Below are 12,675 nucleotides of genomic sequence, written 5' to 3' on the forward strand. Positions count from 1 at the left end.
TTAAGATCTGAACATCGTTTTACAGTCGGCTGTTCATCGGCTCTTGCTCGACCGTTCATCGGCTACTATTCGGCTTGTGTCAGCCAGCAGCCGGTATAGAGGCGCCTACTATCCATGAATTGAATTTCTTCAAACAATAATCTTCGAAGAGTTTACTTGTGTTTTCGTAGGCCTTATTGTAGTACGTTCACATCTTCTTTTTTCTCGCTCGGTAAAGAAAGGCAATTGCATAACAGCTGAACAACACGAGAGTTTCTTAGGACTCCTTTTGTTCTGAACTACTCCCGATCAAGAGCCAATGCCAAACCAGCTTGTCGCCGACTGAATAGACCAGAATAAGTTTGCAATGTGCCCTGTTTTGATGGCAAGGCAATTTTGAAAAACACTTAAAAACTGCTAAATTAATCAAAAAGGAGCTGTTAGGGTTTTAACCGCTGAGTTTTTGCAGTCTTTGGGATTGTGGTATTTGCTGATTAATGCTTTCAAGGTTTGAAAGCATTAATAACTGCTCTACAGTTGCTCTATCTCTGATGTTGCCTTTAGAATCTGATTTCCATTACACCATTGCTTAGCGCTCTTAAAAAAAGGTCAACATTGAGTGTGTCGGCTTCATCGTCATTAATTTAACTTTTGTTGAGAGCTGTTGGAATTAGGCTCTGCTAATTTATTTTTAGCAAATGTACATAGAGGGGCCAATCTAATTGTTTGCTATTGTTTTCTTCATTTTTTAAGCGTCAAAATTCTCTAATGAAGTATAGTTTAAAGTTGGCGCTGATCCAAGAACCGAATTCAAATGCAAAATCACTGTGAGCATAATTACCAACATATCTTCCTGTTTTTATCACAAGACCAACTGCATTTGTTCTTTCTGTCCATTCCTTCGCACTTATTTTGAAGCCGTTTAATCCTGTTTGATTTTTAATGACCTCGAATTCGATGGAATTAAAATGAGCGTTATGTATTACTTCCCAAAGTCCGACAAAATCGATTGTGCTTCTTATCGAAAACAACCGCAGCCTATAGTGGTACTGGAGGTGCCAGCCCAACTTCTACGCTATGTGGGGCAAAAAATAAAACAGGAAGGTATTGCAAACGCGTGGTTGTCAGCGGAGGAAGATGCTGGCAACACAAATAACCTATCTTATTAAATACATTGTACCCCTAAGTACATGAACTGCTATGCTGATCAATCAGACTGCAAAGCTTCGCAATATGGCACTTTGTTTGCACAGGAACGGTAATGATTAGTCCGTGCAGCCCATGACAAAAGAATTTAACGAAATTAAGAATACCTACCAACGCAATCTTTTTGCAGCAGTAAGTGATAAGGTCGATACATTGAGCCTATACAAGCAATTGCCCGATATCAGCATTACCGGCGACTATGAAGAAGGCCTCTACCATTTAGCAGCTCTTTTCACTGATGCAGAGGCCATCCGGTTTTTAAAAGAGGCAGGGTTAAAACCGACTGCTGATAAATATGGCAATACTGCTTTTCATGCACTCACAAATACGCGGTTTGATTTTAGCGATCCGAAATTGGATCAAAAAGCTGAGGAAATCTATCACACTGCTCAGGCTTTGCTGAATGTTGGGATCAATCCTAAAAAGAAAAATGATTCTGGTAAGCTTGCCTATTTTGAAGCAGGGCTGCTCTATATGTATCCATTTCTGACGGCTATGGCTGAAGGAGGTGTCAGGATGGATGTCACTGAGTCCGGAGGGATGAATCTATTGCACAGCATTTGCGATAAGTTAGTTAACCGTAAAGGCATTCCTGGCGCTGTGGATGCAGTTATTAAAACCGTGCGTATACTGGTTGAAAAGAGTGGCATTGATATCGAAGATAAAGACGTTTACGGCACTACTCCGCTAACCTACGCGCAACGCAGTGGTGTAAAAGAGGTTGCTGCTTTAATTTCAGGTGATGAAAGTGATATTGCCACCGGTGGGATGACCATCCATGAGGCGGTATTAAATCGTGATGCTACCGCAGTAGAAGCCCTGATCAAGGCTGGGACTGAGCTAGATGAAATGGCTGACCAATACAGCCGAACGGCGCTCATGTTGGCTTGCGAATATCCTTCTGCCCCGATAGTAAAGTTATTGGCCGAAGGCGGCGCAGATGTAAGCTTCAGGTCAGGCAACGATGAGACTGCTGTTTATTATCTGATTGTCAAATCCGTAAGCAATCTTGGCAGAGGAATGAGTCGGGAAATATCGGATGTGGTAAAGATTCTGCAGGTCTTACTGGCAAATGGCCTTGATGTTAATGCTGCGGTTGATAAAGAGGGCAACACCGCACTCAATCTATTATGCCAGGCCGGTTACCTCGCTGATCTTAATAACAGGCTGGCTGAGGAATTGATAGATGCCGGAGCTGATGTTAACCAGTCTAACCAATCAGGCAAAACACCTTTAATGTCATTCGCTGAGCGTGGCAATGAAATGAAGTATAACATTGCTGAACTGTTGCTTGATCATGATTCGGATGTCACTTATGTAGATAAATCGGGTAATACAGCTCTGATTTATGCTGCTGGAAATTCAGACCATATGTCGGGTAAACGGATGATTTCTTTAATTTTAGATAAAGACAAATCAACCCTGAATCGGGTAAACAATGCCGGGCAAACGGCACTGGTTATTGCCGTTCAGCAAAATAATGAGGCCGTGGTTAAGCAACTAATGATATAAATAGGGTCATTATGGAGAACCAATATCAATCTCGTAACATAATCAGTATAAGACACAATTTTCCCAGGGCTATTGATTCTTCGCACTAGAGGATTATTTCTTACTGATCCTTAATTTCTCATCAAGTCGCAACTGTGCTTCTATTTCTGGAGTGTTTAATTTTAAATCTTTATATCGTAAATTGAACAATGTTCCCGGTTTCGTTTTAGTAGCAAGTTCAATCAAATAAAGCTCATGGGTAGATGGAATAACTTTATTATGCTTTATTCTTTTTAAACGATACGGTGTTATACCGGTTCTTTCTGCAATGCATTCGACAATACCCCCTTCTACAAAATTAAAAAAATCAAGTATACTGCTTAATTCTACTTTTTTTGGTTGAACGGACTTTAATTTTAGTGTCGGATAAACCCCTTCCAGAATCTCTTTAATACCGATCCCATCAATGAGTGAGATTAAAAACAATTTATTAGCACTTATACTTTTATGCCCCCATTTCTAAGTTTACTTAATTCGTCTTGGGGGATACCAGTTTTCGCATATATATCAATGCTAGAAACTCTTCTAGAAGTTAAAAAGGGACCTAAATTGTTATCAGGAATATCAACTTTAATTGCCATATAAACCTTAAAGATAGTTAGACCGCATTTCGAATCTGATTGCAGAACTACAAGAATATAGTTCTGCAATCAAATCCAAGTTACAATATCGATTGAAATCAACAATATGCCAGCAATAGCTAGTGTTAAATTTATTAACTATGGTAGGTTTAATGCTTACTGCATTGGTGTTAAATAAGTTATGGTTCAATTTCTCCTGCGCATTGATAAAGGACTGTTTCATAATAATTTATACTTATGCTTCCGTCACTGAATTGAAAGTGATATGTATTGTCAAAATAACCACTTTCAGCTCGAGATGGCACCGATTCTGTACACTTTCGGATACCTGCTTCTTGGACTCCATTAATATATCTAAGGCTCCCCCTTAAATGACAACCTGTCGATGCATTAGCATATTGTTGTCCATTTGAAGATAAGTCAGAGGCCGCTTTTTGATCCGCATCGGCTTGTGAGATCGCTGATTTATGCTTCCCTGCAAAAACTACATAAGTAACATCAGCACCTTCGTAACCACTGGGGCAATCATTTTTTGTAAAGATCCCTGTGACAGCTATATTATAATAAACTTGCTTACAAGTAAGATTTGCATTTGCAGCGTTCTGACCATTTGCAGCAATTTTTGCATCAGCTAACGCATTTGCTGCGGCTTGTGAGGGTGCAGTAAACTCGTTAGCGGGAACAGTGTAAGTATAAGGATCGGATTCAAGTCCGGATGCACAATCATTTTTGTAAAAGGTTTTTGATCTTGCCTGATTTCCATAGGATGTGGGAGCTGGAACATGTTTAATTGTTAATGTTATAGATTTTGTTTCGTTTGACGCTGTTGTACCATTAATAACGACATTAAATTTAAGTGTTATAGTGTAATCATAGGTAGGGTGACTATTGGTGAATTTCATTCTTAATGAAGTCGGGGCATGAGTTGCATTATTGTAAGTTTGGTCATAGGCGACTAGCTCCATCTGGATATAGCTAGCAGCAAATACATCAGGTGAAGAACTAGTGATTCCAGTTGTATTGGGAATTGTAATTGCAGCAAAATAACTTGAGTTAGTTTCTCCAACACCACTAATGGTAACAGTACCACCAGATTCGATAGTGGTGGGGCTTGCACTTAAAGATTGTGCATAGCCTGATAAACAATACATAAAGACACAGATTGTTAGAATTAATTTTTTCATAGGATTAATTTGAGATTGGTTTATAATAGGGGATTTAAAATTCTTACGAACTCCAGCTTAGACAGCGAAGAAGATGTTTAGGATGAGGGATGGTGGGGGAGAGATTTTTCATAACGTTAATTTGAAAGTGTATGACTAAAGTTAATTACTTTTGGTTGATATTCAAAATTTTATCTAAAATTGTTGAATTTAAGACTGAGGCCGAAAAGGAAGTATCTGTTCAAGTTTGAGTACTTTATGGACTGAGTATATGTTGGGCCAAATGTATTATTTCTGTACTTAAACGACTTGAAAACGTCATAGCCTTTTATCCATATGATACCATATTTATTAAAGATGAATCTTTTAACTTCTGTGTTTAACGCCCAGTTAAAATTATTATTGATATTGCCTTTGTCAACGTTAATAATAGGATAATTGTTAATTTGAAATCCCCATAGGTTAAGCGCTATTTTATCAGTGTATGTCAGGCTGGCTAAGGTTTGCTTCTTGGTATTATAAACGTACTCATTGTACGAAATTGTTATCGAAGGTGACACAGATAAAGCTTTTGCTAACGTTCTGGTTGTTGATAGGCTTTGATTTAAAACTATCCCACTAGTGACAGATTTTTCTCCATTTACAATATTAGGCATCTCATTATAGCCTAAACCTATTCTGTAATTAAAGAGCCCAATACTCGAAAAGATTTTTGAGATTGACAGACTAATTTGTGAAGATGTTGATGTGCCTATGTTATCAATGAAGTTAATTTGGGATTTGCCTATTATTGCCCTTGTATTAATGCCATGCTTAGAATAATATCTACTTACTTCTGAGGCTATAGTATAATTTAATGAATCCGACTTTTTAAAATCGTAAGACAGGTTTAGATTATGTTTAATTTCAGGTTTAAGTTTGGCATTACCATCCATTTGAGAAATTAAATCGAAAGTGTTATCCATGCTGGTTAATTGATTAACAGTTGGATAATTAGTCTTTATCGAGTAGGTCCCTTGGAGTGTTCTTTTTTTATTTATTCTTCGATCCATTCTAAAATCCAGGTCAATGTTTAAAAACACAGGCACAGGGTTTTGTTCTGTATTTAATTCTCTGGTGTTTCTCGTTCCTTGAAGTATTCCCGAAATAGAAGTTTTTTGAAATGTTTTCTGTAATACAATTCCGGAGGATAAATAAATGGTTTTAAATCGAATTTTATTGTTAGAAGCGTAATTTGAGGTATCAGTCACATTAGATAAATAATCGGAAGTTTCATTCTTATATGAAGCCAGAAACTTTATAAACCCATGATCACCTAGCGGTTCAGTAAAGTAGGTGTTAAGTCCCAAATCATTTTCCTTAATGCGCCTATTGCTTAATCCTAGACCCTGATTAGATTGATCCAGAATGTTTACTCGCTCATCTGTCCGGTTTAGTAAAGCTTTTGAACCAATCTCGACCTGAAATAGCCGCCCCTTTTTTATGAATGATTTCTTTTCATATTTAATTGAATTGGAAAGGGACCTGCTATAAATTTTTCTTTTTTTATAAACATCCGAGAATATTTTACCGGCATCAGATTGGATATAGTATTGTGCGCTGTCTAAATTTTTTATTTCTCCTAAGTTAAACGTATTGTCTAGCAATAATAAGTTTAGAGAATCTATTCTGTATTTTAGGTCAAATTTCAAGTCTTCTATTTCAATGGAACTTGATGAAATTGAATTTCTTGTTTTAGAAAATTGATTACTATTTGCCTCAGTTCTTTCGGACTCGGATTCATAAACTTTGCTTTCAGATTTGACCTTTGCTGAGAAATTTAGTTCAATTTTGCGTAGAAATACATTTCTATAAGTTATTTTGCCGTATTTTTTAACGATGTTATTCCCCGTTGCAGAGAAACTAATGACAGGTTCAGCTAAGGCATCATTAATGCCTATGTTATTTAACCCTCCAATAAAAGATATCTGCCGTTGTTTCGTATACGTATACAATTCTGTATTGATAACATATCTGCCTGAAGTTCCAACTCCAGGAGATATACTTCCAAATATTCCTTTTTGATATTTTTCTTTGATTTTTAAATTTAACTTTATTGTCGGTCTTAATAATGTCGTATTTGTTAGACTATCAATATTGGTCTCGATAATTTCGATGGTGTTTAGAACTAATGCGGGTATTTTATCATAAATACCTGCAGTGCTTTTACCAAAGAACGAATCTCCGTTAACTAGAATATCAGAAACCGGATTTCCTTTGTAAAATAGTTTTCCGTTTGCATCCTTGCTTAATCCCTTTTGAGAAAATAGGTCGTCGATCATGACGGATCTTTCAAAGATTTCTTTTGACAAATCGATGCTTGAAGTATCTCGATACCTTCTGTTTTTTTTAATGATCACCTCTTTAAGGTGAATGGTGTTTGCGGTTAATTCGAACTTTCCTAAAAATGGAATCTTGTTTAGCCCTGCTGTTTTGTTACTATCGAGTTGAATTTCTGAAGAATGATAGTTTAAGTGGCTTATTTTTAAAGTGATAAAAGTTCTTATTATATTGAACGGAATTGAGAAATAGCCTGAAGTATCGGAAGTGGTGTTGTAAATGGATTTATTTCCTTTGATAACTTGTACACCCGCGTTTGATATTGGAAGTTTAGAATCATAGTCGAATACTTTCCCTTTTACAGCCTCTAAAGTTTGCGATTTTGAAGTTGTGAAGATAAAGATAAAGAAGAAGCACAATAGGAAGGAGCGTTTCGCCATTAATCAATATTTTTGTTTGGAATTGACGTTTGAGCACGGCTTTTGATCTGATTTTTTAGTCATAATTACGCTGCTTTGTTGCTAAAGTAGTGAAAATAGTTCAGGTTAATAACCAAATTATGAAAGACGAGATTTGAAATGTTCGACCCGGTAAATTATCGTAGAGAGAAGTTCACTTGCGTTGAATCCTTGATCGGAAGGGACCTAAATAAATTAAAGGTTAGTTTCTGAAGTCAACATATGTCCAGTTTTCTTAAAAAATGAACATATGTCTAATGTATGTCCAGAATTTAATATTTTTCAAGGTCATGTCCAGACAGGTTTAAAAGTATGGACAACTCCGCGAGTGTAGCGCTATTTAAAATTTAGGATGACGTTATTTCCTTGCACAGTCATCTTTAATGCACTTCCCAACACCATCGCTCTATTGTCTTCAATATGCCCTACAGGTGCATTAAAGCACACCGGATAATCATATTCTTTTACAACATCCCAAATCACCTCTTCCGTGCTTGCACCAAACGGAATGCTTTCTGTTCCCGTTTCATTAAAAGCACCAACAATCAGTCCTTTCAATTTGGCCAGTTTTCCCGCCCGCTTAAGCAAACGCATCATCCGGTCAATTGAATATTCATGCTCGCCTACATCTTCAATGAACAGTATCTTATCCGTATAATCCATTTCTGAAACAGAGCCCTGAACCGCGATTAACAAGGTTAAGTTACCACCGATTAAAATGCCTTCGGCCTGGCCTTCCCGATTAGGAAACGTGCTTTCAAAAGTATATTCAATAGAGGCGGTGCCAAATAGAGACTGATGCAGAGAAACAAGTGACGCTGCACTCGCATCTTCGAAATTGTAAGGCATTTGTCCGTGGATGCTCTGAGTCTGTTCACGAGCTAGCAAATGCGATAACAATACCGTGATGTCACTATAGCCGACCACCCATTTGGGATGTTTGTTAAACAAGGTGAAATCCAGATCGTCAATAATTCTGACCGTGCCATATCCACCTCGGCCTGCAATAATAGCCTTGATTTCCGGATCGTCTAAAAAATTTTGCAAATCTTCTGCCCTCAGCTCGTCACTTCCGGCAAATTGATGATAGCCTGCAGAAACCGTTTTACCCAGCATAACTTCCAGTCCCCATTGCCTAAATACCTCCAGAGCCGCATCAATGCTTTTAGGTAATTTCTTGGCTGGACAAACAATTGCTATTTTGTCTCCTTTTTTTAAATACGGCGGCTGTTTAATCATAGGTAAAACACTTATCTTTGACAAAATAATAAAAATAGTTTTGGATAACAGTAAAATAAAAAGATATACAGTTACGGCTGCGCTTCCCTATACTAACGGGCCTGTCCATATTGGGCACTTGGCTGGTGTTTATTTACCTGCAGATACCTATGTAAGGTATTTGCGTTCAAATAAGCGCGATGTTAAATTTATTTGCGGATCTGATGAGAATGGTGTTCCCATTACATTAAAAGCTAAAAAGGAGGGCGTAACGCCCCAGGTAATTGTAGATAAGTACCATAAAATTATAGGCGATTCCTTCAAAGAGTTCGGTGTTTCTTTCGATATATATCATCGTACCTCATCTTTGATGCATCACCAGACTGCTTCAGATTTCTTCGAAAATCTATATAAAAAAGGCGTATTTACAGAAGAAATTACAGAACAGTACTATGATGAAAAGGCACAAACCTTTTTAGCAGATAGGTACATTACGGGTACATGTCCGAAATGTGGCAATGAAAATGCATATGGAGATCAGTGCGAAAACTGCGGTAGTACATTAAATGCCACAGATCTGATCAACCCAAAGTCTACGCTATCTGGCGAACCTCCGGTACGGAAAGAAACCAAAAACTGGTTCTTGCCCTTGGATAAATATGAAGATCGCTTAAGGAAATATATTGACAGTCATAAAGAATGGAAGCCAAATGTTTTTGGACAGTGCCAGTCCTGGTTAAATGCAGGCTTACAACCTCGTGCCATGACCAGAGATCTGGATTGGGGTGTTAAAGTTCCGGTAAAAGACGCGGAAGGTAAAGTCCTTTATGTATGGTTTGATGCACCTATTGGTTATATCTCTGCCACTAAAGAATTGTTCGAATATGCGCGCCTGGATGTTTGGAATCCAAAAGCAGAAGAGTTTTACATCAACCAAAATGGCCTGGAAAAAGAGAGTTGGGAAGATTATTGGAAAGATGAAGAAACCAAACTGGTTCACTTTATCGGAAAAGACAACATCGTATTCCATTGCATCATATTCCCGGCGATGCTGATGGCGCATGGTGATTATATCCTGGCTGATAACGTTCCTGCCAACGAGTTCCTGAACCTGGAAGGCAACAAAATATCCACTTCTAAAAACTGGGCTGTTTGGTTAAATGAGTACCTGGTGGAGTTTAAAGATAAGCAGGATGTATTGCGTTATGTATTAACTGCTACTGCACCGGAAACTAAGGACAATGATTTTACCTGGAAAGATTTTCAGGCACGCAATAACAATGAGCTGGTTGCTGTTTTGGGTAATTTTATCAATAGGGTAGTCGTATTAACTCATAAATACTTTAATGGTAAAGTTCCAATGTGCATGGAAATCTTGCCTGAAGATCAACAAGTAATTGACGAACTGGCGGCTTATCCGGCAAAAATCAGTGCATCAATTGAAAACTATCGCTTTAGAGAAGCGCTTGGTGAGGTGATGAATGTGGCACGTTTGGGTAATAAGTACCTGGCGGAGACTGAGCCATGGAAAGTGATTAAAACAGATGAAGATCGCGTCCGTACCATCTTGAACATCAGTTTGCAGATTGCAGCGAACATCGAAATCTTAATTGAGCCTTTCTTGCCGTTTACAGCAGACAAATTAATGAAAATGCTAAACTACGGTGGTCATTTATGGGAAGATGCCGGCAAGGTGAATTTATTGCACCGTGGGCACCAGTTGAACGATCCTGTTTTATTGTTCGAGAAAATCGAAGATGAAGAAGTGCAGGCACAGATCGATAAACTGAACAAAAGTAAGGCAGATAACACAGCAGCTTCGGCAACGGTTGAACCTGCTAAGGAAAATATCCAATTTGACCAGTTTACAGCGATTGACATTCGCGTGGCGACCATCATAGCTGCAGAGAAGGTAGAAAAGACTAAGAAGCTTTTAAAATTGACATTGGATACGGGGATAGACCAGCGCACGGTGGTATCAGGTATCGCTGAGTACTACAAGCCTGAAGATATCATTGGTCAGCAAGTGAGTCTGATTGTGAATCTTGCCCCAAGAGAGATTAAAGGAATTCTTTCTCAAGGAATGATCCTCATGTCTGAAAATGCAGAAGGTAAGCTGGCTTTTGTTGCACCTACACAAAGCCACAATAACGGAAGTACGATCCGATAGGGCAAAAAAATAATATGCAAAAAAGGCTGGATTAATCCAGCCTTTTTCATTAGGGATGATGTTATTTATTATTGTGCAACTTTACCTTCTTTGTCAATTTTAAGAGATCCTGTTTCTTCTCCTTTTTTAACGTTAATCAGGTAATATTCGCTTTTGTCTGCATTAGTAACTAAGAAAGCTGCTGTCGGCGTCCAGTCTTTCACTGTATCTCCTTTTAATGTGGTTTGTACAGCTTCCGGAAGGTCTTTAAGCTCTACCGGAGTTTTTGTAGTGCTATCCTGATAAGCAACAACTGGAATTGAATTTTTGATTTCGCTTGCTTTTACTGAGGTGAATCCTGCTACAGCTAAAAATGCTGCTGATAAAATGATCTTTTTCATAACTATTTATTTTAAATCAATTAAACACTTGTTAATTACATCTAGACTATACTAGATAATCGTGCCTTAACTTGTTGTTTTTGGCACGCTATTGATTATTAGTGTTTTATGATTTTGTAGTATATGAAAGGCTGTGGAACTTCTCTACAAAGTGTTGGCGGATTAAACAGGTTTCAAGGAAATTCTATTATTTAGCCTGATATTTTTTATATATTTGCGCCCAGCATATCGGTCCCGTAGTTCAACGGATAGAATAGAAGTTTCCTAAACTTTAGATATGAGTTCGATTCTCGTCGGGACCACTTACTTTGCCAGTAGTTATACATAACTGCTGGCTTTTTTGCTTCAAGGGGCGAGTAAATTTGGGGATGATGGGTCTTCAGATGCTTTAATTTGAGCTTTGAGATTGATCTTTTTTCTTCATCAAAACCAGATCATCAGAGTCTAAGAAATTTAATTCCTGTATAGATAGAAATTATTTTAAAATATTTTTTTGACAGATTTCTTTGATGCTGTAGAAATTTCTTGGTTTTTATACATCCAGTGTTCAATTCACGCCAGCAAAGTTACCTCATTTACCCGCCGAGGGGTAATGATAAATAATAGTATATGAATATGTAAGTAAATGACTTTAATTTATGTACTAATCCCAGAATAATGATGAATCTCAAGGAGAATAGATGAGCAAAGCTCGATTGAATTGCGAAGAAGAGCTCAAACCTAGTTTCAGATCATTGAAGTAAACACTATTTGAGGCACGCAGGAATAAAATAGTAACCTCAGCCGAACAACTGAGCAGTTAAAAAGATGGAAGTTTAAAAGGTAGATCGGACTAAACTTAATCATGCGTTTTAACCACTTTTTCTTGTCCGAGAACGACGAAAGCTATTTAAGTCAGGGGTAAGGTCAGAAGCTTGGTATTCGCTGCTCTCTCAAAAGAAAATGAGCTTTAAGCTTTCGGTAAATTAAACGATATTTAAATCGCAACCAATTTCAATATTAGTATTAATAAGGATGTCACATACAACTCGTTACGAAATTTTAAAATCATTACCTGCTTATGGGCCAATGTATATTCCTGTTAGTGAAAATAATGAAACATATTACTCAGAAGGTTTTGTGGTGCGCTTTTATACTTCTGAAAACACGAATTGGGTTGGAAATTTTGAGCCCGGATGGACTGGACTAAATGCGGTTTATGAATTTGAGCATGACTTTTATGTTTTGGTAATCGCAGGAGGAACGTGTTATTTGATGAATCCAGATCATCATAAACCAGTTTCGATATTCGGTGCAGGATATGAAACTATTATTAAAACTTTGGATGGAAGGCTTATTCTTCAGGAATCTACTCATCTAACGATATTTGAGGTAAATGGAGAACACTGGCGTACTGAAAGGATTTCTTGGGATGGGATAGCGGATTTGAAGCTTGAAGGAAATTTGGTGAGCGGACTTAGTTTTGATCCGATCAATGAATATGACGAATGGGTGGAGTTTATTGTTGATCTTGAAAAACGGAATGTAAAGGGTGGAAGTTACAGACAATATGAGTTTAAGTCAGTTACTCCAAATGTTCAAAGTCTTCATGAAAAACGTAATAAAAAAAAAGCCTTGGTGGAAAATCTGGTGAGATTACAGGGTAAATAA

General features: G+C 37.6%; 9 protein-coding genes and 1 tRNA gene. 4 read left to right on the forward strand and 6 right to left on the reverse strand.

Annotated features, from left to right (window positions below):
* Nucleotides 1-734: 734 nt before the first annotated feature.
* A complete protein-coding gene (locus IM797_RS28800) occupies nt 735-1,046 on the reverse strand; it encodes a KilA-N domain-containing protein (RefSeq protein WP_194130311.1) in 312 nt (103 codons plus the stop codon).
* A 214-nt stretch (nt 1,047-1,260) separates the two neighbouring features.
* Between IM797_RS28800 and IM797_RS26840 the strand changes: the two genes are divergently transcribed.
* Nucleotides 1,261-2,697 carry an ankyrin repeat domain-containing protein gene (locus IM797_RS26840; protein ID WP_194130312.1) on the forward strand — a complete coding sequence of 479 codons (1,437 nt, stop codon included), beginning with the start codon at nt 1,261-1,263 and terminating at the stop codon, nt 2,695-2,697.
* 93 nt (nt 2,698-2,790) lie between these two features.
* On the opposite strand, the gene IM797_RS26845 is transcribed toward IM797_RS26840, so the two are convergent.
* The 4 genes from IM797_RS26845 to IM797_RS26860 form a co-directional block, all read right to left on the reverse strand.
* Nucleotides 2,791-3,162, reverse strand: a complete 372-nt coding sequence (locus tag IM797_RS26845; protein WP_194130313.1) for a hypothetical protein — start codon at nt 3,160-3,162, stop codon at nt 2,791-2,793.
* Between the two features lie 334 nt (nt 3,163-3,496).
* On the reverse strand, nt 3,497-4,501 hold the full coding sequence (locus IM797_RS26850) for a DUF5977 domain-containing protein (RefSeq protein ID WP_194130315.1): 1,005 nt from the start codon (nt 4,499-4,501) through the stop codon (nt 3,497-3,499).
* A 170-nt stretch (nt 4,502-4,671) separates the two neighbouring features.
* A complete protein-coding gene (locus IM797_RS26855; RefSeq protein ID WP_194130316.1) occupies nt 4,672-7,239 on the reverse strand; it encodes an outer membrane beta-barrel protein in 2,568 nt (855 codons plus the stop codon).
* Nucleotides 7,240-7,593: 354 nt separating this feature from the next.
* Nucleotides 7,594-8,496 (reverse strand): LD-carboxypeptidase, encoded by a 903-nt coding sequence (locus tag IM797_RS26860; RefSeq protein ID WP_194130317.1) that lies wholly within the window; start codon nt 8,494-8,496, stop codon nt 7,594-7,596.
* Nucleotides 8,497-8,536: 40 nt separating this feature from the next.
* Between IM797_RS26860 and metG the strand changes: the two genes are divergently transcribed.
* A complete protein-coding gene (gene metG, locus IM797_RS26865; RefSeq protein ID WP_194130318.1) occupies nt 8,537-10,645 on the forward strand; it encodes a methionine--tRNA ligase in 2,109 nt (702 codons plus the stop codon).
* Between the two features lie 68 nt (nt 10,646-10,713).
* On the opposite strand, the gene IM797_RS26870 is transcribed toward metG, so the two are convergent.
* The gene (locus tag IM797_RS26870; RefSeq protein ID WP_194130319.1) at nt 10,714-11,025 is read right to left on the reverse strand and encodes a hypothetical protein; all 312 of its coding nucleotides are present in this window, start codon (nt 11,023-11,025) and stop codon (nt 10,714-10,716) included.
* 230 nt (nt 11,026-11,255) lie between these two features.
* On the opposite strand from IM797_RS26870, the gene IM797_RS26875 reads away from it, so the two are divergent.
* Together IM797_RS26875 and IM797_RS26880 are read left to right on the forward strand one after the other, a co-directional pair.
* Nucleotides 11,256-11,327: transfer RNA gene (locus IM797_RS26875), tRNA-Arg, on the forward strand.
* Between the two features lie 712 nt (nt 11,328-12,039).
* Nucleotides 12,040-12,675, forward strand: a complete 636-nt coding sequence (locus tag IM797_RS26880) for a hypothetical protein (protein WP_194130320.1) — start codon at nt 12,040-12,042, stop codon at nt 12,673-12,675.

The sequence above is a fragment of the Pedobacter sp. MC2016-24 genome, assembly GCF_015223055.1.
In the GTDB taxonomy this organism is placed as follows: Bacteria; Bacteroidota; Bacteroidia; order Sphingobacteriales; family Sphingobacteriaceae; genus Pedobacter.